The 20,878-nt window shown below is 62.8% G+C and carries 23 protein-coding genes; 6 read left to right on the top strand and 17 right to left on the bottom strand.

From position 1 onward, the window contains the following. Position 1 precedes the first annotated feature (1 nt). The 4 genes from AC07OT_RS25815 to AC07OT_RS25830 are packed head-to-tail and all read right to left on the bottom strand — an operon-like array spanning position 2 to position 4,091. On the bottom strand, positions 2-706 hold the full coding sequence (locus AC07OT_RS25815) for a 2OG-Fe(II) oxygenase family protein (protein WP_495109387.1): 705 nt from the start codon (positions 704-706) through the stop codon (positions 2-4). After that, a complete protein-coding gene (locus AC07OT_RS25820) occupies positions 699-2,021 on the bottom strand; it encodes a polysaccharide pyruvyl transferase family protein (RefSeq protein ID WP_495109388.1) in 1,323 nt (440 codons plus the stop codon). The genes AC07OT_RS25815 and AC07OT_RS25820 overlap by 8 nt, the downstream gene beginning before the upstream one ends. Further along, complete coding sequence (locus AC07OT_RS25825) at positions 2,018-3,286, bottom strand: ABC transporter ATP-binding protein (protein ID WP_495109389.1); 1,269 nt, start codon at positions 3,284-3,286, stop codon at positions 2,018-2,020. The genes AC07OT_RS25820 and AC07OT_RS25825 overlap by 4 nt, the downstream gene beginning before the upstream one ends. Next, positions 3,276-4,091, bottom strand: coding sequence for an ABC transporter permease (locus tag AC07OT_RS25830; RefSeq protein WP_495109390.1), 816 nt, complete (start codon positions 4,089-4,091; stop codon positions 3,276-3,278). Before AC07OT_RS25830 ends, AC07OT_RS25825 begins: the two co-directional genes overlap by 11 nt. A 259-nt stretch (positions 4,092-4,350) precedes the next feature. On the opposite strand from AC07OT_RS25830, the gene AC07OT_RS25835 reads away from it, so the two are divergent. Beyond that, positions 4,351-4,809, top strand: a complete 459-nt coding sequence (locus AC07OT_RS25835; protein WP_027603994.1) for an Hsp20 family protein — start codon at positions 4,351-4,353, stop codon at positions 4,807-4,809. A 53-nt stretch (positions 4,810-4,862) separates the two neighbouring features. Here AC07OT_RS25835 and AC07OT_RS25840 read toward each other — a convergent pair whose 3' ends face one another. The 3 genes from AC07OT_RS25840 to AC07OT_RS25850 form a co-directional block, all read right to left on the bottom strand. After that, on the bottom strand, positions 4,863-6,140 hold the full coding sequence (locus AC07OT_RS25840) for a cation:dicarboxylate symporter family transporter (protein ID WP_115486853.1): 1,278 nt from the start codon (positions 6,138-6,140) through the stop codon (positions 4,863-4,865). A gap of 95 nt (positions 6,141-6,235) precedes the next feature. After that, complete coding sequence (locus tag AC07OT_RS25845) at positions 6,236-7,444, bottom strand: pyridoxal phosphate-dependent aminotransferase (RefSeq protein WP_495109391.1); 1,209 nt, start codon at positions 7,442-7,444, stop codon at positions 6,236-6,238. An 11-nt stretch (positions 7,445-7,455) separates the two neighbouring features. Next, positions 7,456-8,118: an RraA family protein gene (locus AC07OT_RS25850; RefSeq protein WP_495109392.1), complete on the bottom strand. Its 663-nt coding sequence runs from the start codon at positions 8,116-8,118 to the stop codon at positions 7,456-7,458. Between the two features lie 122 nt (positions 8,119-8,240). Between AC07OT_RS25850 and AC07OT_RS25855 the strand changes: the two genes are divergently transcribed. Next, the gene (locus tag AC07OT_RS25855; RefSeq protein WP_495109393.1) at positions 8,241-9,137 is read left to right on the top strand and encodes a LysR family transcriptional regulator; all 897 of its coding nucleotides are present in this window, start codon (positions 8,241-8,243) and stop codon (positions 9,135-9,137) included. 12 nt (positions 9,138-9,149) lie between these two features. Here the strand turns inward: AC07OT_RS25855 and AC07OT_RS25860 are convergent, their stop codons facing one another. After that, positions 9,150-9,803, bottom strand: coding sequence for a TetR/AcrR family transcriptional regulator (locus tag AC07OT_RS25860; RefSeq protein WP_495103087.1), 654 nt, complete (start codon positions 9,801-9,803; stop codon positions 9,150-9,152). A 121-nt stretch (positions 9,804-9,924) separates the two neighbouring features. Here AC07OT_RS25860 and AC07OT_RS25865 point away from each other — a divergent pair, with 121 nt between their 5' ends. Beyond that, complete coding sequence (locus tag AC07OT_RS25865; RefSeq protein WP_495109394.1) at positions 9,925-11,142, top strand: MFS transporter; 1,218 nt, start codon at positions 9,925-9,927, stop codon at positions 11,140-11,142. Between the two features lie 37 nt (positions 11,143-11,179). Here the strand turns inward: AC07OT_RS25865 and AC07OT_RS25870 are convergent, their stop codons facing one another. Beyond that, complete coding sequence (locus tag AC07OT_RS25870; RefSeq protein ID WP_495109395.1) at positions 11,180-12,241, bottom strand: SDR family oxidoreductase; 1,062 nt, start codon at positions 12,239-12,241, stop codon at positions 11,180-11,182. A 156-nt stretch (positions 12,242-12,397) separates the two neighbouring features. Here AC07OT_RS25870 and AC07OT_RS25875 point away from each other — a divergent pair, with 156 nt between their 5' ends. Next, positions 12,398-13,195, top strand: a complete 798-nt coding sequence (locus AC07OT_RS25875; protein WP_141155631.1) for a DNA/RNA non-specific endonuclease — start codon at positions 12,398-12,400, stop codon at positions 13,193-13,195. Between the two features lie 9 nt (positions 13,196-13,204). On the opposite strand, the gene AC07OT_RS25880 is transcribed toward AC07OT_RS25875, so the two are convergent. Genes AC07OT_RS25880 through AC07OT_RS25890 form a run of 3 tightly spaced genes read right to left on the bottom strand, consistent with a single transcriptional unit; the run spans position 13,205 to position 14,592 of the window. Continuing rightward, positions 13,205-13,384 (bottom strand): DUF1289 domain-containing protein, encoded by a 180-nt coding sequence (locus tag AC07OT_RS25880; RefSeq protein WP_027604002.1) that lies wholly within the window; start codon positions 13,382-13,384, stop codon positions 13,205-13,207. Positions 13,385-13,417: 33 nt separating this feature from the next. Then, complete coding sequence (dmeF, locus tag AC07OT_RS25885) at positions 13,418-14,320, bottom strand: CDF family Co(II)/Ni(II) efflux transporter DmeF (RefSeq protein ID WP_495109396.1); 903 nt, start codon at positions 14,318-14,320, stop codon at positions 13,418-13,420. Next, positions 14,317-14,592: a metal/formaldehyde-sensitive transcriptional repressor gene (locus tag AC07OT_RS25890; protein WP_405125562.1), complete on the bottom strand. Its 276-nt coding sequence runs from the start codon at positions 14,590-14,592 to the stop codon at positions 14,317-14,319. The genes dmeF and AC07OT_RS25890 overlap by 4 nt, the downstream gene beginning before the upstream one ends. Before the next feature lie 503 nt (positions 14,593-15,095). On the opposite strand from AC07OT_RS25890, the gene AC07OT_RS25895 reads away from it, so the two are divergent. Beyond that, the gene (locus tag AC07OT_RS25895; RefSeq protein WP_495109397.1) at positions 15,096-16,307 is read left to right on the top strand and encodes a YeeE/YedE family protein; all 1,212 of its coding nucleotides are present in this window, start codon (positions 15,096-15,098) and stop codon (positions 16,305-16,307) included. Between the two features lies 1 nt (position 16,308). Here AC07OT_RS25895 and AC07OT_RS25900 read toward each other — a convergent pair whose 3' ends face one another. Further along, entirely contained in the window at positions 16,309-16,470 is a 162-nt protein-coding gene (locus tag AC07OT_RS25900) for a DUF2986 domain-containing protein (protein ID WP_065923882.1), read from the bottom strand. A 164-nt stretch (positions 16,471-16,634) separates the two neighbouring features. On the opposite strand from AC07OT_RS25900, the gene panB reads away from it, so the two are divergent. Further along, complete coding sequence (gene panB / locus AC07OT_RS25905; protein ID WP_495109398.1) at positions 16,635-17,450, top strand: 3-methyl-2-oxobutanoate hydroxymethyltransferase; 816 nt, start codon at positions 16,635-16,637, stop codon at positions 17,448-17,450. On the opposite strand, the gene AC07OT_RS25910 is transcribed toward panB, so the two are convergent. The 4 genes from AC07OT_RS25910 to AC07OT_RS25925 form a co-directional block, all read right to left on the bottom strand. After that, positions 17,438-18,826: an aminotransferase-like domain-containing protein gene (locus AC07OT_RS25910; protein ID WP_495109399.1), complete on the bottom strand. Its 1,389-nt coding sequence runs from the start codon at positions 18,824-18,826 to the stop codon at positions 17,438-17,440. The genes panB and AC07OT_RS25910 overlap by 13 nt on opposite strands. An 11-nt stretch (positions 18,827-18,837) precedes the next feature. Next, positions 18,838-20,064: an MFS transporter gene (locus tag AC07OT_RS25915; RefSeq protein WP_065940441.1), complete on the bottom strand. Its 1,227-nt coding sequence runs from the start codon at positions 20,062-20,064 to the stop codon at positions 18,838-18,840. 138 nt (positions 20,065-20,202) lie between these two features. After that, positions 20,203-20,535, bottom strand: coding sequence for a low molecular weight protein tyrosine phosphatase family protein (locus AC07OT_RS25920; protein WP_495109400.1), 333 nt, complete (start codon positions 20,533-20,535; stop codon positions 20,203-20,205). Positions 20,536-20,551: 16 nt separating this feature from the next. After that, entirely contained in the window at positions 20,552-20,797 is a 246-nt protein-coding gene (locus tag AC07OT_RS25925; RefSeq protein ID WP_092486196.1) for a helix-turn-helix domain-containing protein, read from the bottom strand. Positions 20,798-20,878: the final 81 nt, after the last annotated feature.

A 20,878-nucleotide genomic window follows, 5' to 3' on the forward strand; every position in this document is an offset into this window, starting at 1 on the left:
TTCACGAAAACGTGGTGTTGTGCTGTTCGCCGTAAGTGTGCAGAGGTGTCGGGTCGTTGGGCGGCCACATCGAGCTGGTAGAGCCGGGGCGGTAGAACGTCACTGTCACGCTGCGCCTGGAAGAACGGCAACCCTCGACAACCCGTGAAACCGCATGCCAGGAGTTGTCGGCGCGCACCAGAATCGCCGAGTTGCCGACCTCGGGCGTCACTTGCGCAACGATATCGGTGGGCCTGGCAGAGCCGAGGATCTGCAGGCAGCCGCCGTCGGCAGGGTCCCAGGTCTGATTGAAGTACAAAATGTGCGTGACCAGTTTGTCATCCAGGTCCGGGTGCGGCCCGAGGTTGGCCCCCGGGCCGTAGTGGAACAGGTTGGCTTCCATGGGGACCTCGGTCACGTCCACCCCGGTCAGCGCGGAGAGGGCCTGGCGGTACTGCGGCGAACAGAGGCTATGGGCCAGTGCCAGCCATTGCGGGCTCAAGGCTTGTGGGTTGACCACTTCGTGGCTGCCCATGGCGATCAATTGCCGCGCCTCGTATTCGTAATCCTTGGCCCCGCCGTAGCCGGAGACCGTCTTGAAGTGGTCGTGCGGGTAGGTTTCGGCCAGCGCCTTGGCATCGTCGGGGGTGTAGAGCGCACCGATTTGCGCCCAGGAAAAAGGTACGGTCTGCAGGCGGTGGGCCGTCAGTTTGTTCAGGTCAATCATGTCGAAGGGCTCCCAGCCATTTGTTCAGGGTTCGGCGCAGATGGCGCAACGGCGCCGTCAGCTTGAACGAGTTGGAGCGGTACAGCGTTTCCAGTGCCTGTTGATGTTGCTCGCGTTCGTGTTGCCGCTCGGCGGCCTGGCTTTCGAGGTGTGAGTGCAGGTCTTCGAGAACACCCGGCAAGGCTTGCCAGTAGCGATTGAGCGCGGGCTGCGTGGGCCTGCGACCTTCGCGGATCAACTCGGCCACGCGGTCCCAGTGTGCGTCGATCTGTACCATCGCGTCGGCGGTCACCTGGGACACCGGCTGCTTGCCCAACTGTGCGCGAAACCACTGCGGATCAATCGGCTGGTCTCGGCGTAATTGGAATATTCGCCCATGGCTCGGCAGCGCGGTGTATTTGCCGGTGCCCAGGTCCGCCGAGCAGAAGATCGGCACACCAAAGGCCAGTGCACTGATCGCCAGGTGGTAGCTGTGCCCGATCACCCCTTCGGCATGGGCGAGCAGTTCTGCCAGCAGCAGGGGCTCGGGCCAGAAGGGCAGGCGCCGCGAGCGCGCAAGGCCGTCGCCCAGTACGGATTCGTGATCGCCCAGTACCGGCCCTATGGGCAGCAGCAGCAGTTGCACGTCCTCGAACTGCCCGGCGTGGGTTCGCCACAGCTGCAGGAAGCTGTCCAACCCCCACATTGCATGCACCACCAGATAGGGTTGGGTCAGGCCGGCGCTGCTGCACAGCTCCAGGAACGGGGCAGAAGGCGATTGAGGGTCGAGCAGGCGTTGCAGGCCAAAGGCCGTGTCGGGAAGCACCTCGACCTGGGCCGCCGGCGACAGTTGGGCCAGGGCCGATTGGGACAGCGCATCGCGTACCCTGATGTGCGGGCTGTGTTCGAGGGTCAGTTGCACCAGCGGTGCGGCCCACGGCGGGATGTCATTGCAATGCATGCCCGGTGCATTCCAGATCAATGGGATGCCGTGTTGCAGCGCAATCAGCGCGGGCGTCAGCCAGTAGCCGGTAGGGTGGTGAATGGCGGCATCCGGGGGGTAATAACCGCTGGCCACCAGCTTGTCGAAACGCACAATGAAACCACCGCCGATCAACACCCCATCCAACTGACCGACGATGTCCGGCAAACGGGTCAGCGAGGTGACCTCGTACGGCCATTCGGGCGGCGTTTTCCCGTGATAGGAAAACCGGTGCAGCGTTATCGCGCCCAGGCGCCGGGTCAATTCCGCCTCAGCGAGGATGGGAAACAGCAAGTCGCCATAGTTGGCGACATCGAATGTGCCGAAGATCCCGACCTGCCACTCTCGGCTCATTGCAGCCCCCCCGGTTCACTCGTGTGAGGGGCAGGACCGGCCTCTATTCCCAGATCGACGAACCCAAGGAACTCCCGGGTACCCGGCAAAGTGTCGAACGCCAGCAGCGCGACCTGCTTCTCGATGAGCTGCGCGGTCTCTTCGAGGTGGCCGTTCATCAGTTTCAGCGTGATGTGGTACTTGCCCGCCGCAAGGTTGGCGGGGAATCGGACGTTGAGCGTCGCCTTGCGCCAGCCGTCGTGCGCTGCCTCCAGGTGCAGCGGCAGGTTGGCGCCGCCGATCACCAGCAGCCGCGCCTCCTGGATCGTCACGCTGAGGGTCGGCAGCTCGATGCTGTCGCGTACCCGGGTTTCGATGCGCAGTTGGATGGTCTCTCCATACACAAAACTCGAATACAGGCTGTCCGTGTTGGTAAAGCAGGCCGCAACGATATGCCCCTCATCGGTGCCAAAGGCGATGCCAGCCTGTTGGGCAAGGAACGCCTTGGGGGCGACCGCCACCGCGCCGCCGCTGGCCCAGCGACGCTGTTCGTCACGCATCTCCAGCAGGTAGAGTTCGGCCATTTCTTCGGGAGAGCCACTGGCGCGCACCTGGCCTTCGCGCAGGTAAATCACCCGATTGCAAAAGCGTTTGACCATGCCCATGTCATGGGACACGAACAGTAGCGTCGTGCCTTGCTGGGTGAGTGCTTCCAGCCGATTGAGGCACTTGAACTGGAAGGAGGCGTCGCCCACTGCCAGGGCTTCATCGACGATCAGGATGTCGGGGTCTACGCACACCGCGACGGCAAAGGCCAGGCGTACCAGCATTCCGCTCGAATAGGTCTTGGTGGGCTGGTCGATAAAGTCGCCGATATTGGCGAAGTCAGTGATCTGGGCAAAACGGGCATCGATCTCCGCGCGACTGAGCCCCAATACCGCACCGTTCATATAGACGTTTTCACGCCCGGTGAAATCGTGATTGAAGCCCGAGCCCAGCTCCAGCAACGCCGCCACGCGGCCATGGCTGTGAATGCTTCCGGAGGTGGCACTGAGCGTGCCGCAGATCAGTTGCAGCAGCGTCGATTTGCCGCTGCCGTTGCGGCCGATGATCCCTACCGTTTCACCTTTGCACAGTTGCAGCGACACGTCACGCAGTGCCCAGAACTCGCGATAGAACTGCTTTTGCCCGCGAGACAACAGCTGCCACAGGCGATCCCTGGGCGTGTCGTAGATGTGATAGCTCTTACTAAGGTGGGCCGTTTGTACGGCGATGTCAGAGCACATCGGCAAATCCTTTGCGGGTTTTCTGGAACCAGGTGAACCCCTGCCAGGCGATACCCCCGGCCACCAGCAGGCCGCAGGCCCAGGTGAAAGGGTCCGGTACCACGCCCAAGAACAGCACGTCCCGGGCCTGTTCGACCACCAGGGTAAGCGGGTTGAGGTGAAGGATGCCCTGGTAGGCTGGCGGAAATGCGCTGGTCGGGTAAAAAATCGCCGAGACAAACATCAATGCCGTGGTCAGCACGCCCACCACCTGGCCGACATCACGCAGGTAAACCCCCAGCGCTGCCAATAGCCAGGTGACTCCCAGTGTGAAGAGCGCCAGCGGCAATAACACCAGGGGCAGCAACACACTGGTCAGGGGCGGCCAGCCGAAAAACACCAGGTGGAAGACCAGCCAGATCACCAGGCTGGCCAGGGTGTGGAACAACACGGCGCCCAGCACCACCCACGGCAGGATCTCGAGGGGGAACACGACTTTCTTGACGTAGTTGGCATTGGCGATGATCAGGCCCGGCGCACGCCCCACGCATTCGGCGAACACGTTGAACACCAGCAGGCCGGCAAACACCAGCAGCGCGAACTCGGTGCGCGAACCGTCGCCCGCGGGCCAGCGCAGCTTGAACATCACGCTGAACACAAAGGTGTAGACCAGCAACATGAATAGCGGGTTAAGGAACGACCATAACAGCCCCATGATGGAGCCTCGATAACGCCCAATCACTTCCCGCTGGACCATGGAAAACAACAACTCTCTATGTCGCCACGGGCTGGAAAACATCCCCGCTCGTGCATTTGTTTCACTCATGCAGCGATTCCCATAGCCAGTGCGGTGCGACCGTAAGTCTAGTCAGCAATTGCCGTTTAGCTATGTGGCGTCAAGTGATTACTTGATCGAGGGGGCGTGGGCCCTGTCGCGCCAGCCTGTCTTCAGGTGATCAGCGCACTGGATAAATTTTTTTGTGATGACGCTTGAAATTTTTACCCCTGAACCTACTTAGGTTTTACGCGATGCCGAATGCGGGTCGCGTGTCAAATCACTTGGAGAAAACTCAGGAGATTTTGCAATGGCTACTACTCTTTCGTTGGCCCCACTGTTCCGTCATTCCGTCGGCTTTGACCGCTTCAATGACCTTTTTGAATCGGCGCTTCGCAGCGAGGCCGGTACCACCTACCCACCTCACAACGTCGAAAAGCACGGTGAAGATCACTACCGGATCGTCATCGCGGCGGCAGGCCTGGTGGAGGATGACCTGGAAATCCAGGTGGAAAAAGGCGTGTTGACCGTCGCCGGCGGCAAGCGCGAACACGATGAGGGCATCACCTACCTGCACCAGGGCATCGCCCAGCGCGCGTTCCGTTTGTCGTTCCGCCTGGTCGACCACATTGAAGTGCAGGGCGCACAACTCGCCAACGGGTTGCTGAGCATCGACCTGCTCAGGGTGGTACCGGAGGAAGCCAAGCCTAAGCGCATTGCGATTGGCGGTGCAGCCAAAGCCGAGGTGAAATCCATCAGCGAGCAGTAAGGCTGGAATGAATAAAGGCGCTCTTCGGAGCGCCTTTATTCGTAGCGTTCACATTACAGCGTGGGAACATTTCTCCCTCTAGACTCGTGCCCCGCCCGCACCTCACGCCCCTCCCACTTGGCAATCACCAACGGCGCCAACGCATTGCCCAGCACATTCAGCGCTGTGGTCGGCATCTCCATCAAGCGATACACCCCGGCGATAAACGCGATGCCTTCCAACGGCAAACCCGCGCTGGCCAGGGTGGCCGAGAGGATCACGAACATGAATCCCGGTACTCCGGCAGCCCCCTTGGAGGTGAGCACCATGGTCACCACCAGCAAGGCCTGATCGCCCAGGCTCAGGTCGATGCCGTACAACTGCGCGACGAACAGGGTGCCGATGCCGAGGAACAGGGAAGCGCCGTCAAGGTTGAACGAGTAACCCACCGGCACCACAAAGCTCACCAGCGAAGGGGGTACGCCGTAGGTTTCGAGTTTTTTCATCAGTTGCGGCATCACCGCCGCCGAGCTGGCGGTGGAGAAGGCCAGCACCAGTTCATCCTTGATATGGCGCATCAGGGCGAACAGGTTGATCCCGCATACACGCGCCACCAGGTTGAGCACCACCAGTACGAAGAAGGCGATGGCCACATAGCTGACCATGATCAGCTTGGCCAGCGGCAGCAATGAGCTGAAGCCGAAGTTGGCCACGGTCACGGCGATCATGCCGAACACGCCGATGGGCGAGTAGGCCATGATCATCGAGGTGACCTTGAACATGGCATCGCTGACGCCGCGCAACAGCGCGATGACCGGGTCTTTGCGTTCGGCGGGCAGGCGCGCCACGCCCAGGCCGAACATCACCGCAAAAAACAGCACCGACAACAGGCTGCCCTGGGCCATGGCGTTGACCACGTTATCGGGGATGATGCCGACAATGATTTGCCCCAGGCTATGACCGGCGCCGTTGCTGGTGGGCAGGGTGATATTCGCCGCGTGCAGGCTGGACAGTTCAGTGCCGGTGCCGGGCTTGAGCAGGTTGCCCATGACCAGGCCGATGATGATCGCCAGGGTGGTGATGCAGAAAAAATAGCTAAGGGATTTCACCCCGATACGCCCCAGGGATTTGCCGTCACCGTGGCCGGCAATGCCCACCACCATGCAGGCAAACACGATAGGCACCACGATCATCTTCATCAGCTTGATAAAGATATCGCCCGCCGGTTGCAGGAGATTGTCCACCAGCCACGGCCGGGATTCGGGAAAGCGGTGCAGCAGGGCACCAATGGCGATGCCGGCGAGCAAGCCGATCATGATTTGCCAGACCAGCGCGATACGGGGCGTGTGCATGGGAATGCCTCATTTGAGATCAATGATTTTTAAGTTGTTGTTCTAGGCAGTCAAAAGGCGGCCGTCCGCTGGTCGCCGGGTGTTACGGGTGGCCGTCAGCGCAGGTCGTGGCATGCGTCTTTGAGGCGACGGCACCCTTCTTCGATCACGTCCAGGGCGCTTGCGAACGACAGGCGCACATACGGCGACATGCCGTAGGCCGCGCCGCTGACCGTGGCCAGGCCGTAGTCGCGCAGCAGGTAGTCCACCAGTTGGGTGTCGCTGTCGAGGCGATCACCCTGGGGGGTGAGCTTGCCCATCAGGCCGCTGACGTTGGCGAACACATAGAACGCGCCATCGGGCGGGATGATGCCCAGGCCTGGAATACCCGCCAGTCGCTCCAGCATCAGGGCACGACGCTGCCGGTATTCCCCGCGCATGGCGGCGATAGGTGCCTGATCACCCGCAAACGCGGCCACCGCTGCCGCCTGGCTCAACGAGCTGGGGCAGGTGGTGGTCTGTGACAGCAACTTGGCGATGGCCGCGATCAACCACGCCGGCCCGGCACCAAAACCCAGGCGCCAACCGGTCATCGCATAACCCTTGGACGCGCCGTTGACGATCAGCGTGCGTGGCTTGAGGTCGGGCGCCAGGCGTGTCAACGGCACATGCCGGGCGTCGCCGTAGACGAAGTGCTCGTAGATCTCATCGGCCATGATCAGCACATGGGGGTGGCGGCGCAGCACCTGCGCCAGGGCCAGCAGCTCGGCTTCACTGTACACCGCGCCGCTGGGGTTGTTCGGGCTGTTGAGGATCACCCATTTGGTGCGTGGGGTGATCGCTTCTTCGAGGGCGGCGGGCGACAGCTTGAAACCCAGGCGTTCATCGCCGGGAATGATCACCGGCGTGGCGTCGTTGAGCCGTGCGATGTCCGGGTACGACACCCAATAAGGCGTGTGCACGATGACTTCATCGCCGCGATTCAAGGTGGCGGCCAACGCGTGATAAATGATGTGCTTGCCGCCGCAACCGGCGACGACTTCGTCCAGGCCATACACCAGATCATTGTCGCGCTGCAGTTTCAGGCAGATGGCCTGGCGCAGCGCGAGGGTGCCGGTGGTGGCCGTGTAATGGGTGTCACCGCTGTGCATCGCCAGGCTGGCGGCCTCGAGAATGTGCGCCGGGGTGTCGAAGTCCGGCTCGCCCACGGTGAAGTTGACGATGTCACGGCCCTGGGCGCGCAACTCGGTGACCAGGGCGTTGGCGGCGATGCTGGGGGAGGGTGCGATGCCCAGGACACGGTCCGACAAAAATGCAGTGCTCATCTCGGACTCCTTCACGCCAGGCCGGCGTTGTTGAGGGCCTTGTCGATCCAGCTCTGGCGCACCGCACCGCTGGCGATCTCTGTCTTGACCGCTTCTTCATGTTCGGCATGTTGTGCGGCACGGCGCAGCACTTCGGCGGCGTCGGCCTGGGAGAACGCGACCAGGCCGTCTTCATCGCCCACCAGCAGGTCGCCGGGGTTGACCACCATGCCGCCGATGGACACCGGCACGTTCACTTCGCCGGGGCCGGTCTTGTACGGGCCGGTATGCACCACGGCGCGGGCGTAGCACGGGGTGTCCTCGAAGCTGGCGACATCGCGAATCGCGCCGTCGATCACAAACCCCACGCAACCGCGCTGTTGGGCATACAGCTTGATCAACTCGCCGATCACCGCGTTGTTGGTGTCGCCCTGGCCGTCCACCACCAGCACATGGCCGGGTTGCAGCAGGCTCATGGCCTTGTAGATCAGCAGGTTGTCACCGGGGCGGGTCTTGACCGTGATCGCCGTGCCCACCAGCTTGCCGCTGCGGTTGTAGCGCGTCAGGCCACGGGCGCCGATATGACGGCCGAGGTTGTCGCTGATATGCGGGGTGACGACATGGGCAAACGCCTCGACCAGTTCGGCCGGCGCCATGGGCGCGTTGGGAAGGATGCGTGAACCGGGCAAGGACATGGCAAATCTCCAGAATTGTTGGATAGCGATGGGCTATGGCCGGATCTTAGGAGTGATGAAGGGAGAGTTTTAGCGATATTTTATGATGTGATAGCATCGCTTTTTCTCATGAGTTGGCCGCCATGATCACCTTCAAGCAAATCGATGCGCTGTACTGGATCGCCGAACTCGGCAGCTTCGAAGCAGCGGCGAACAAGCTGAACATGTCTCAGTCGGCCATCTCCAAGCGCATCCAGGAACTGGAAGACACCTTCGACGTCGAGATTTTCGACCGCAGCAAGCGCAACGCCCGGCTGACGGAGAAGGGCGGTGAGCTGCTCGACTATGCCCGCGACCTGCTCAACAGCCGCGACCAACTGCTCGAACGGGTCAGCGCCCGCGAAGTGCTGGTGCGCCGTTTTCGTCTCGGCGTCACCGAACTCACCGCCTTGACCTGGCTGCCGGCGCTGGTGGAAGCGTTGCGCCAGGCCTACCCCAAGGTGCAGATCGAACCGTCAGTGGAACTGAGCAGCGAACTGTTTCGCAAGCTGGAAAGCGACCAGCTCGACCTGGTGATTGTGCCGGACGTCTACAGCGACCCGCGCTTCCACAGCACTGCGCTGCAAAGCGTGGAAAACGCCTGGATCTGCGCGCCTGGCCTGATCCCCCATCCCGACCCCGTCAGCCTGGAAGTGCTGGCCGACTACACCGTGCTGACCCAGGGTTCGCAGTCGGGCACCGGCCTGATCTACGAGCGTTGGCTGGCCGCGCACAATGTGCAGATGCCGCGCACCCTCACCAGCCATAACCTGCTGGTGCAGGTGGGGTTGGCGTTGTCGGGGATCGGCGTGAGTTATTTGCCCAAGGCGTGTTTGTCGCACTTGATCGCGCAGGGGGCGTTGCGTGCGCTTATTACGCAGCCGCAGTTGCCGAGTATCCAGTATGTGGCATTGCACCGGCTGGACCGGCAATTCGGCCTGAACCAGGACGTGGCGCGGATGGCGCAGGCGTGCTGCGATTTTTCGCGGTTGCTGTTCTAGTCGGCTCGTAGGTTATGGTTTTTTTGCTGCAGGGCTGTGAGGACTGGGCGGTGCGATAGACGCCGCAACATCCCAGCTCATCAGCAACTGGCTGATCGCCGCGTCGAGGGTGGCATGGGGCACGTTGTCCCGCGCCAAGATCGACACCCCCTGCAAAAAACTGTCAAACACACTCGCCATCACCGCTGGCTGGGTCTGCTGCGGCAACTGGCCCAGGCGAATCGCGCGCTCCACACACGCCACAATCCCGGCCCGGGTGCGCAGGCGAGATTGGGTCAATGCATCGGCCACCCGCGCATTCTCCGGGCTGGGCGCACTCATCACGCCCAGCGCCACCATGCAGCCTTTGGGGTGCCCCTCTTCACACTGCATGCGCGCCGATTGGCGCAGCGCGGTTTCGACGGCCTGGCGCGGGGGCAAGGTGTCGTCCCACAGGCATTCGGTGACCTGGGCGTAGGTCGCCAGGTAGCGCTGCACACACTCGTCGAACAACGCCTCCTTGGAGCCGAACGCCGCGTAGAAGCTCGGCGCGGAGATCCCGCCACCCAAACCCGCCTTGAGCTGGGCCAGGGAGGTGGCGTCGTAGCCATGCTGCCAGAACAGGTGCAAGGCCTGTTCCACAGCGTGTTCGCGGTCGAAGGTGCGGGGGCGGCCCATTTGTGCCATGTCAGGTCTCCAGTGGGAAAACGAGATAAATACTAGTCGATACATAAGTCGTTGACAACGCGCATTGGCTGTCTGCAATATTTATATCGATCAGTATCTAAGTCAGCCCAAGGAGTTTCCCGTGACCCCCTCACTCAGCTTATCGGCCTCATCCGAGCGCCTGCCCATCGGTGCCTTGCTCGCCCTGGCGATGACCGGCTTCATCTGTATCGTCACCGAAACCCTGCCCGCCGGCCTGTTGCCGTTGATCAGCGATGGCCTGGTGATTTCGCCGTCGATGGCCGGGCAGATGGTCACCGCGTATGCGCTGGGCTCCGTGCTGGCGGTGATCCCCATGACCATCGCCACCCGTGGCTGGCGCCGGCGCAATGTGCTGCTGCTGACCATCGTCGGTTTCCTGCTGTTCAACTCGATCACTGCGTTGTCATCCCACTATGGCGTGACGCTGGTGGCGCGCTTCTTCGCCGGGGTGGCGGCGGGGTTGGCCTGGAGCCTGCTGGCCGGTTACGCGCGGCGCATGGTTGCGCCCCACCAACAGGGCAAGGCACTGGCGCTGGCGATGGTCGGCACGCCGATTGCGCTGTCGTTGGGGGTGCCGTTGGGCACCTGGCTCGGTGGCCTGGTGGGCTGGCGCACCGCCTTCGGCCTGATGTCGGCCGTGAGCCTGATACTGATCGCCTGGGTGCTGGTAAAAGTCCCGGACTACGCGCCGCAGCCCGCCCATCAACGCCTGTCGCTGGGCAAGGTGCTGACCACGCCGGGGGTGCGCCCTGTGCTGGCGGTGGTGATCAGTTGGATGCTGGCGCACAACATTCTGTACACCTACATCGCACCGTTCGTGGCGCCGGCCGGTTTGGCCGAGCGCGTGGACCTGGTGTTGCTGGTCTTCGGGATCGCTGCGCTGGCGGGGATTTGGCTCACGGCCAGGCTGGTCGAGCCGTTATTGCGCAACACCGTGCTGGCAAGCCTGGCGAGCTTTGCGCTCATCAGCCTGGTGTTCGGCTTACTGGGAACGATGCCGCAGGTGATTTACCTCGGCGTGGCGGTCTGGGGCCTGAGCTTCGGCGGCGCCGCGACCTTGCTGCAAACCGCCCTGGCGGATGCGGCGGGAGAGGGCGCGGATGTGGCGCTGTCGCTGAACGTGGTGGCGTGGAACAGCGCGATTGCTGGCAGCGGCGTGGCAGGCGGTGTGTTGCTGGACCGCTGGGGCGTGGCGGCATTTCCCTGGGCGATGCTGGTATTGATCGGCGTGGCGTTGTTGATCACTGCGGCGGCGCACGCCCATGGCTTCAAACCGGGGGCGCGCAGTACTGGCAAACCGAACGTTGCCGGCCACTGAAAGAAAAACAGCCGCCAGTGAATAGCGGCCAGTTTCTTCAAGGGATCAACCGCGCTTCACGCAACTGATCGAATACATCAAAAAATGCCTGGTCGCTGGCTTGGTAGGCGGTAAACCCCATCTTCCGGCTCTTGGACATATCGGTGACCACCTCGATCGGGCGCCCAAGGTCGGCATCGGTGTGCCAGGGTGAGACCAAGCGCCTGATGTCGGTTTCTTTCAACCCGTGTTTGGCCGCGATCTCGCTCCAAGCCGCCTGATCATCGGCCATCTGGTGCTCAAGCGGCGACTGTTTGGCCGGGAACTCTGCGGGTACAAGGCCAAAATAATCGGCGATCTGGCCCCACATCCATTTCCATCGAAACACGTCCCCATTGGTGACGTTGAACGCCTGGTTGGCGGCAGCGGGCGTAGTGGCCGCCCATAACTGTTGCTGGGCCAACTGCCGCGCATCGGTCATGTCCGTGAGGCTGTCCCATTGCACGCGGGAGCCTGGGAATACAAACGCACGACCGGTGTGTTTGCAGACACTGGCGTAGACGGCGAGGGTGGTCGCCATGTTCATTGCGTTGCCCACCGCCACGCCGGTGACGGTGTGCGGGCGATGCACGCTCCAGGTGAAGCCGTCCTTTTTTGCGGCGGCGAACACTTCGTCTTCCTGGGCGTAGTAGAAGTTCTCGACGTCCAGGCGGCCTTGCTCTTCGCGGAACGGGGTGTGCGGCAGGCTGCCCTTGCCATAGTTTTCGAACGGCCCGAGGTAGTGCTTCAAGCCGGTGACCAGCGCCACATGCTGCACGCTCCCGGCGGGGCGCACGGCGTCCAGCACGTTGCGCACCATGGCGGCGTTGACGCGGATGTTCTCGGCTTCGGTGGCCTGGCGCGACCAGGTCGTGATGAACACATGGGTGGGTTTCAGATCGGCCAGGGCCTGTTGCAGCGATGCCGGGTCCTGCAAGTCGGCGGCGACCGGAATCACCCCCGGCACCTGCGAGGGCTGACGGGACAGGGCTGCAACGTGCCATTGGTGTTCAAGCAGTAACTGGGTGATGGCGCTGCCAACGATGCCGCTGGCGCCCACGACTAATGCGGTCTGGGTCATAGGTTTCTCCCGAGGATGTAGGGTTCTGAGCCCCTGGGCGTAGGAGAGGTTCAACCTTATCCGTGAGTCTCGCGGCACCAAACACACGAATCAGGGTCCATAAGCCCCGCACGAACATTCGCGCTCATCCGTTACCCTCACCATAAGATTTAAAGCATGTACCTACGCACCATCGCAGTCGGGCTGTCGGCCCTTGTTTTGCTTTCTACCGCTGTAGAAGCCCGCAGTCTGGCAAACCCTTACACCCCCACCGAGCAACGCGCCTCATTCGATGGCTGCGCCGATCTCTTCCCTGGCGCTGCGCCGATCAAGACGGCCACCGTCCCGGCGTCGATGAAGCCGCTGGCGCTGTGTTCCGAGACGTTTGCGGTGCTCTACTCACAAACCAGCAAGACCCCACTGGTGGTGGTCGAACGCCTGAACACCAGGCAGTTGAAAAATGCCAAAGGCGAGGAGCGCACCAACCAGTTCTACGCCGACCCACGCATTCCCAAAAGTGGCCGTGCGGAGCTGAGTGACTACCGCAGCCAGCACCCGGCCATGGACCGTGGCCACCAAGCCCCGGCCGCCGACGCACCCAACGCGCGTGCCATGGCCCAATCCTTCGCGCTGTCGAACATGGTGCCCCAGGACCCCACCAACAACCGCAAGATCTGGAGCAAGGTCGAGGCCGACGTGCGCAAGTTCGCGGTGCGCGCGGGCGGTGACGTGTATGTGTTCACCGGGCCGCTGTTCGACCCGGGCTACAGCACCATCGGCGCCAACCAGGTCTGGGTGCCGACACGCCTGTTCAAGCTGGTGTACGACGCCTCCAGCCAGCGCGCCTGGGCCTACGTGCTGCCCAACACCGAAACGCGCATCCAGAAGCCGATGGACTACGACACCTTCGTGAAAAGTACCGGGCTCAAATTGCTGGGCAACCTTCCGGTATCCGGGTCGGTGGGGCGTTCCTGATCAAGCGGCTTACCTGGCTTTTTTCAACGCTTTCAAGCGTTGGGTTGCACGTTGCACGGCGGCCATTTTCTCGGGGCGTTTCATGCGTTTCCACTTGCGGATCTCGTCCTTGCTGCGGCCACAGCTGACGCACAGGTCGCCGCTGAGCTGGCAGGTGGAGACGCAGGGGTTTTCGATGTCTTTAGCCAAGGTGTCACCTGGAAATGGGGTAAAGGGGCGCACTCACGCCGAACGAAACTCAATGGTGAGGTGGCTCACTTCATGCACCGCCTTGAGACGCTCGCGAAGGGTGTCGGCATCCGTGGTGTCCTGGCCGAGCACACTCACAATCGCCGCGTGGGCGTCGGGGCCCACGCGCCACACGTGCAGGTCGGTAATCCTGGCGTCGCCGGGTTGTTCGACCAACGCGCGGATCTCGGCGGCGACGTGCTCATCGGTTTGATCCAACAGCACACCGGCGGTCACCCCCATCAGGCTCCAGGCCCAGCGCGCGATCACAATGGCACCGACGATACCCATCACCGGGTCCAGCCACACCCAGCCCAGGTAACGCCCGGCCAGCAAGGCGGCGATGGCGAGGACCGAGGTCAGCGCATCGGCGAGCACATGCACATAGGCGGATTTGAGGTTGTTGTCGCTGCCGTGGTGGTGCTCGTGATCGTGCTCATGGCTGTGACCGTGGCCCAGCAACAGCGCACTGACGATATTCACCACCAGGCCCAGGATGGCAATCAGGGTCGCGGTACCGAACTGCACCTCGGTGGGTTCCAGCAGGCGGACCACCGACTCGACGCCAATGCCCAGGGCCACCAGCGCCAGGATCAGCGCCGAGGCGAAGCCACCCAGGTCGCCCACCTTGCCGGTGCCGAAGCTGTAGCGCGGGCTGCGCGCGTGGCGTTTGGCATAGGCATAGGCTGCGGCGGCAATGCCCAAGGCACCGGCATGGGTCGCCATATGAAAACCGTCGGCCAGCAGGGCCATGGAGCCGGTCAGGTAGCCGGCGGCAATTTCCGCCACCATCATCACCACCGTCAGCATCACCACCCACAGGGTGCGCCTGGCGTTCTCGTCGTGGGCGGCGCCGAGGAACACATGGTCGTGGGCGTGGTGGGGCATGAGCGTCATTTGGCGTAGCGCCGGATGGCTTCGAGCAGTTCTTCGACGCCCTTGCTGCGTTCCTCCTCGCTGAGGGAAGGATCGGCCACGTGCGCCCTGGCGTGTTCTTCGATGATTTCTTCCATCAAGCCGTTGATGGCGCCGCGCGTAGCGGCCACCAGGTGCAGGGTCTTGGCGCAGTCGGCGTCCGACGCCAGGGCTTTTTCCACCGCCTGAATCTGCCCGGCGATGCGCTTGACCCGTTTTATCAGGCTGTCTTTGTTGGCTGCGATATGGCTCACGGTATACCCCCCTACCTATAGTGCGGCGAAATGTGTCATACCCCACCCCCCTATGCAAGGTAACCGCAGCGAGAGGCTGTTGTGTAGCCAACTGGGACCCTGTGGTGAGCGGGCTTGTCGAATCGTCGCACCGCCCGCGTTGGGCTGCGCAGCAGCCCCAAAACCAGGCGCGGAGGAGTACCTGATACACCGCATTCATCTTCATCAGGGGGCGCTTCGCACCCCAGCGCGGGACAAGCCCGCTCACCACAGGAATTCGGTCAGCCCGAAATTGTTTATGCAAGACTCAAGACTTTTTGGTTAAGTTTTAACCCTTAAAAATCAATTGGTTATGTTGAATTTTAGAGGGGTTATCGAGCCCTGGCGAGGCTGCGATGGCGGTGGCATCGCTTGCATCTACGTTGCCTGACACACCGCTATCGCAGCCTCGCTGAAGATCGACAACGCCCACAGGTTATACTCGCCCCTTCGCAATCACCCCTTCAAATCAAACCGAGATCTCCATGAGCACCTCTCTTTCCCTCACCCCTGCGCGCAAGCCTGTCGCGCCGCTGGTGGCCTTCGTCATCCTGGTGCTGGGCGCCTTGTTCCTGCAAAACAGCGTCGGTTCGCGCCAGGTGCTGTTGCTGGTGGTTGGCGCCGCACTGGGCTTGACCCTTTACCACGCGGCCTTCGGCTTCACCTCCGCCTGGCGCGTGTTTATCAATGATCGCCGTGGCGCTGGCCTGCGGGCGCAGATGGTGATGCTCGCGCTGGCGGTGCTGCTGTTTTTCCCGGCGCTGGGGGCGGGCACGTTGTTCGGGCAACCGGTGGTCGGGCTGGTGGCGCCGGCCGGGGTGTCGGTGGTGTTCGGCGCGTTTATTTTCGGCATCGGCATGCAGTTGGGCGGCGGGTGTGCCTCGGGCACGCTGTTCACGGTGGGCGGCGGTAATGCGCGCATGCTGGTGACCTTGTTGTTCTTTATCTGCGGTTCGCTGATCGCCACCCACCATGTGGACTGGTGGTTTGCGTTGCCGGCATTCCCGGCGGTGTCCATCGTCAAGAGCTTCGGCGTGGTGCCGGCGTTGCTCGCAAGCCTGACCATGTTTGCGCTCATCGCGGCCGTCACCGTGCGCCTGGAAAAGCGCCGCCACGGCCAGCTTGAAGCCGGCGTGACCAGCGAACACCAAGGCCTGCGCCGCTTCCTGCGCGGGCCTTGGCCATTGGTGTGGGGCGCGATTGGTTTGGCGCTGCTCAACTACGCCACCCTGGCGCTGGCCGGGCGGCCGTGGGGGATTACCTCGGCCTTCGCGCTGTGGGGCGCCAAGGTGGCAAACGGGTTGGGTGTGGACGTGGCCAACTGGGCGTTCTGGCAAATGCCGGGCAACGCCAAGGCCCTGGCTGCGCCGGTGTGGGAAGACATCACCAGCGTCATGGACATCGGCATCGTCCTCGGTGCGCTGTTGGCCGCCGGCCTGGCCGGGCGCTTTGCCCCCAGCCTGAAGATCCCGGCCCGTTCGCTGCTGGCCGCGGTGATCGGCGGCCTGCTGCTCGGCTACGGCTCGCGCCTGGCCTACGGTTGCAACATCGGCGCGTACTTCAGCGGTATCGCCTCGGGCAGCCTGCATGGCTGGGTGTGGCTGGTGGCGGCGTTTATCGGCAACAGCGTGGGCGTGCGCCTGCGGCCGTTCTTTTTCGCGGGTGAGCGCCGGCCCGAAGCACTGAGCGGTTGCTGAGTTAACCCTCGGGGGACATGTCTGGCGCCTGGGCGGCCTCAGCCGCCAGCTTTTCCCGCTCGGCCTTGCTGATGTACTTGTCCTTGGATTTCGGTGCCAATTTGGCGCTGGCCTTTTTGGCTTTGGCCTTGAACAGCTGTTGCAGTTTTTTCTGGCGATTCATGGGTTGTTACCTGGCGTGTACGTGCGCGGATGATACCAGCTTAAAAAACCGCGACGGCTGCCTGGGTCGCTTTTTAGCGCCGATCTGTGCATTGAATCGCCGCGCCTTTCGCCAATACTCGGGCCCCGCATTTCCTGAGTATTGAACGCGATAAGGAACACACCATGAGCCTGCACACCCGCACCAAACGCATGACCGTGCCCCAACTGGTCGCCATGAAAGGCCAGCAGAAAATCGTCTCCCTCACGGCCTACACCAGCGCCATCGCCAGGCTGATCGATCCGTTGGTGGACTTCATTCTGGTCGGTGACTCCACGGCCATGGTCGGCTATGGCCGGGCGTCGACCTTGAGCATGCAGCTCGAAGAAATCATCAGCCACACCCGCGCCGTGGTCGACAGCACGCGCCTGGCCTGTGTGATTGCCGACATGCCATTTGGCAGCTATCAGGAATCCCATGAACAGGCGTTCCGCAATTGCGCCCAGGTGTTGGCGCGCACCGGCTGCGACGCGGTCAAGCTGGAAGCCAACCAGGCGCTGGCGGGCACCGTGGCGTTCCTGGTGGCGCGTGGTATTCCGGTGATGGCGCACGTGGGGCTGATGCCGCAGTTCGTCAACGTGATGGGTGGGTTCAAGGCCCAGGGCCTCACGGCTGAAACCGGCGCAGTGATTGCCGAAGACGCCCGCGCCAACCTGGAGGCGGGCGCTTTCAGCCTGCTGCTGGAAGGGGTGGCCGAAGGCGTGGCGCGGCAGATTACCCAGGACTCGGACAGGCCCACCATCGGCATCGGCGCCTCACCGGCCTGCGACGGCCAGGTGCTGGTCACCGAAGACCTGTTGGGCCTGGGCGGCGAGCACCTGCCGCGCTTCGTCAAGCAGTACGCCGATGTCGGCGCGGTGATCCGCGAGGCGTGCGGGCAGTTCGCCGAAGACGTGCGTCACGGCCGCTTCCCCGAAGCGCGGCACTGCTACGGGCTTTGACGGATCGCCTGGGCCAACATCTGCACGGCCTGGGCGATATCCTTGCTCCAGTCGAGGGTGTAGCTCAGGCGCACATGCTGCGCCCAGCTGCCCTGCAGGCTGAACAACTGCCCCGGGGCGATCACGACGCGCTGGGCCAGCAGGCGCTCGAACACCTGCCCCATGTCGACCGGGCGCCTGGCCTCCAGCCAGAAACTCGCGCCGCCATGGGGTTCGACCACGTGCCACTCGCCGTGCGTTTCCAGCAGGGCTTTCATGCGCGTCATCCGTTCCCGCAAGGCCGCGCGCAGCATCAGCAGGTGCTGGTCGATGCGCCCGGAGGTGAGCAGCTTGGCAATCGCTTTCTGACGGGTCGGCGACAGGCGAAACCCCCGCTCCAGGAACACCCGCGGCAACTGCGGCCCTTGCCCGCGACACAGCACATAAGCGTAGGGCGCCTCCGCGCCGATCACCTTGTCGAAGGTCGAGAACACCAGCAGTTTCTGCGGGTCGGCAAAGTCGCGATAGCGGGCGGGGGGCGGCTCGAAATACAGCTCGCCGTAGGTGTCGTTCTCGAACAGCCAGATGTCCCGCTCTGCCAGCCAGCGGCAGATCTGCTGTTTATCCTGCGCCGGCATCACGCCGCCCTGGGGCACGTTCACGCTGGATGACAGCACCGCCAGACGGATCGGCTCCCGCTCGAGCAGTGCCTGGAAGGCGGGCAGGTCGAAGCGCCCGTCCGCACCGAGGGGCATTTCAATCACGCGGATATTCGCCGCCTGCAACTGACGCAGCACCGCCCACGAACACGGCGACTCCACCAGCGCCAGCGTGCCACGCAACGCCAGGGCGCTGAGCGACAGGTCCAGCACGCTGTGCAGGTCCGAGCCGATATACACCTGTTCGGCCTGCCAATAGCGCTGGGTGGATTGGGTGTAGCGCGCGGCCAGCGCCGCACGCAACTCGGGCTCGCCGAACGGCAGGTACAGCGGCGTGAGGGCGCGCGGGTACTGGCGGGCCAGTTCGCGCTCCATCATCAACAAGGGGTTTTCCAGCGACAGCAGCATCGCCGGCGCGTCGCTGCTCAGGGCCAGCATGCCCGGCTGGCGGGCGTTGGCGAACACCTGGTCGAGCAAATCAGGCGAACCTTCGCTCAACAGCGGCGCCGGCACGGCCCGGGTGAAATAGCCACGCTTGGGCCTGGCCTGGACACGCCCCTCATCCTCCAGCAGCGCATAGGCGTACTTGGTGGTCGACACCGACACGCCCAGGCGCCGGGCCAACTGGCGCAGGGACGGCAGTTGGCGTTCGCCTGCCGAAGGGTTCGCCTCGATCAACTCGACAAGGTAGCGGTACACCGCCTGATAGGCGAAAGAAGCGTCGTTGGCGGTATCCATGGTCCCTCGGTTTAGCCAGGCTGGGCCGCCAGGCTATTACTGATGTTGCGCCCCAGCACCAGCACTGTAACAAAACCGCAGCCCACCAACGCCGTGGCCAGGCTCAACAACACCGAGCTGCCCAGTTGGTCGACGATGCGCCCGCCGAAGAACGAACCCAAGGCAATGATCACCTGGAACAAGGCCACGAACAGCGGCATGCCGCGTTCGACATCCTTGGGCGCCACCACAAACATCCAGATACTGGCACAGGCCGGGAAGGCGCCGAAGGCGAAGCCCCACAGCCCGATCAGCATGGCGGCGCCGGTCATGCCGGTGGCGAAGTGGGGGAACAGCGCGGTGCTGGTGCCGATCATCAGCGCCACCAGCAACAGGGTGTGACGCACGCTGCGGTTGGCGGCGAAACCGGCAAAGATATTGCCGAACACCCCGGCCACGCCGAAGAGCAGCAACAGCGAACCAATCGTCGGCCCGTCGAAGCCGGAACTGTATTTGAAGAACGGCGCCACATAGGTGTAGGCCGCAAAGTGCGCCAGGCCGATCAACAGCACCGCGATCAACCCGATCCGCGCCTGTGGGTTGATAAACAACGCCGGCAGGTCACTGATGCGAATGGCCTTCTCCGGGGTGAGCCGCGGCAGCAGGAACACCTGCGCCAGCAGCACCGGCACACCGAGCAGCGCGGTGACCAGGAACGTCATGCGCCAGCCCATCAGGCCGCTGAGCCAGGTGCCCACGGGCACGCCGAGCACGGTGGCCAGGGTCACGCCCATCATGATGATCGAGGTGGCCTTCGCCACGTCCACACCCCTGGGCGCCAGGCGCCCACTGAGGGCAATGGCCGTGGCCCAGAACCCGCCGATACTGATGCCCAGCAAGACACGGCCGAACAGCAGCAGGCTGAAGTCACTGGCAAAGGCCACCACCGAGTTGGCGATGATCATGATCAACGTCAGGCCGATCAGCAGGTAGCGCCGGTCCATCGCGCCAATGCTCACCGACAGGAACGGCGCAGCGAGGGCGGCCATGATGCCGGGCAATGTCACCATCAGCCCGGCATGGCCGGCACTGATACCGAGGTCGCTGGCGACGTCGTTGAGCACACCCACCGGCAGGAACTCACTGGTCACCAGGGCGAAAGCGCCCACCGCGACCGAGAGGATTGCCAGCCACTGCTGTTTGACGCTTTGCTGATTATGTTCGGGACGGCCGCTGGGGGCCTGGAGGGCACTTGGCATGATGCTGGGTTCCAAGGGGGATGTCGCCTGTGTCCAGGCGAAGGGGAGGAATTGGGAGGCGATTATAGGAATCGGGCCTGGCCACCCTATAGGCGAGCGGTTCGATAGTAATCATCAGTGCTATCGATGTGAGGGGGGCTAGGCGTGTGTGATGAGATAGGGCGTCACAGTGTCTTCGAGCATTTGCACCAGTTCCGGATCCATAAAGCGAAAGTCATCCGGAATATCCAAGCAGTGAAGCGGCTTATGCTCAAGCAAGCGTGCGTATTCTGCTTTTAGTCGATGCAGGTGTTTACGTTCCATGACGAAGATGACATCTGCCCAACGAATATCCGCTGCGCCGATAGTTTTACGTGCATTCAGACTGGTGCCCGCTGAGCGCGCATTAAAGCCCGGGCGACGGCGCCAGATGGCTTCCGCAGTAGGGCTGCGCCATTGGTTGCGGCTACAGATAAACAGTAGGTTTGCCACGTTGTTGCCTATCCAGCTAGTCATGGATATTTATTGTTTTCAGCTCATCGAGGGTCATACGGCGACGCCGAGGCGTCGCCGTCAATGTATATCCCAGCCCCTCAAGAATCGCCGCAACTTTGCGAATCCCCACCTCTGGGACGGTGTTGTTTTCGATCCCCGAGATGGTTGCGCGACTCATACCATGTCGTTGTGCGAGTTGGCTTTGGGAGAGGCCGGCGGCTTTACGCAAATTTTTGATCAGGGGGCCTAGATCGTTCATACCCGATTGCATCCTATACAGTGCATCAGTGAGGTGCTCACCGAAACCGCATCGTATTTGATGCACTATGAGATGAACATC

The organism is Pseudomonas sp. GW821-FHT09C10 (genome assembly GCF_059418085.1).

What these genes read in the sequence shown, in the direction of transcription:
- AC07OT_RS25925 (WP_092486196.1), bottom strand. Translation starts at nt 20,797, where the DNA reads ATGAACGATCTAGGCCCCCTGATCAAAAATTTGCGTAAAGCCGCCGGC.
- panB (WP_495109398.1), top strand. Translation starts at nt 16,635, where the DNA reads ATGAGCCTGCACACCCGCACCAAACGCATGACCGTGCCCCAACTGGTC.
- AC07OT_RS25855 (WP_495109393.1), top strand. Translation starts at nt 8,241, where the DNA reads ATGATCACCTTCAAGCAAATCGATGCGCTGTACTGGATCGCCGAACTC.
- AC07OT_RS25840 (WP_115486853.1), bottom strand. Translation starts at nt 6,140, where the DNA reads ATGCACACGCCCCGTATCGCGCTGGTCTGGCAAATCATGATCGGCTTG.
- AC07OT_RS25835 (WP_027603994.1), top strand. Translation starts at nt 4,351, where the DNA reads ATGGCTACTACTCTTTCGTTGGCCCCACTGTTCCGTCATTCCGTCGGC.
- AC07OT_RS25820 (WP_495109388.1), bottom strand. Translation starts at nt 2,021, where the DNA reads ATGAGCCGAGAGTGGCAGGTCGGGATCTTCGGCACATTCGATGTCGCC.
- AC07OT_RS25860 (WP_495103087.1), bottom strand. Translation starts at nt 9,803, where the DNA reads ATGGCACAAATGGGCCGCCCCCGCACCTTCGACCGCGAACACGCTGTG.
- AC07OT_RS25900 (WP_065923882.1), bottom strand. Translation starts at nt 16,470, where the DNA reads ATGAATCGCCAGAAAAAACTGCAACAGCTGTTCAAGGCCAAAGCCAAA.
- AC07OT_RS25910 (WP_495109399.1), bottom strand. Translation starts at nt 18,826, where the DNA reads ATGGATACCGCCAACGACGCTTCTTTCGCCTATCAGGCGGTGTACCGC.
- AC07OT_RS25845 (WP_495109391.1), bottom strand. Translation starts at nt 7,444, where the DNA reads ATGAGCACTGCATTTTTGTCGGACCGTGTCCTGGGCATCGCACCCTCC.
- AC07OT_RS25850 (WP_495109392.1), bottom strand. Translation starts at nt 8,118, where the DNA reads ATGTCCTTGCCCGGTTCACGCATCCTTCCCAACGCGCCCATGGCGCCG.
- dmeF (WP_495109396.1), bottom strand. Translation starts at nt 14,320, where the DNA reads ATGACGCTCATGCCCCACCACGCCCACGACCATGTGTTCCTCGGCGCC.
- AC07OT_RS25915 (WP_065940441.1), bottom strand. Translation starts at nt 20,064, where the DNA reads ATGCCAAGTGCCCTCCAGGCCCCCAGCGGCCGTCCCGAACATAATCAG.
- AC07OT_RS25870 (WP_495109395.1), bottom strand. Translation starts at nt 12,241, where the DNA reads ATGACCCAGACCGCATTAGTCGTGGGCGCCAGCGGCATCGTTGGCAGC.
- AC07OT_RS25875 (WP_141155631.1), top strand. Translation starts at nt 12,398, where the DNA reads ATGTACCTACGCACCATCGCAGTCGGGCTGTCGGCCCTTGTTTTGCTT.
- AC07OT_RS25825 (WP_495109389.1), bottom strand. Translation starts at nt 3,286, where the DNA reads ATGTGCTCTGACATCGCCGTACAAACGGCCCACCTTAGTAAGAGCTAT.
- AC07OT_RS25815 (WP_495109387.1), bottom strand. Translation starts at nt 706, where the DNA reads ATGATTGACCTGAACAAACTGACGGCCCACCGCCTGCAGACCGTACCT.
- AC07OT_RS25895 (WP_495109397.1), top strand. Translation starts at nt 15,096, where the DNA reads ATGAGCACCTCTCTTTCCCTCACCCCTGCGCGCAAGCCTGTCGCGCCG.
- AC07OT_RS25830 (WP_495109390.1), bottom strand. Translation starts at nt 4,091, where the DNA reads ATGAGTGAAACAAATGCACGAGCGGGGATGTTTTCCAGCCCGTGGCGA.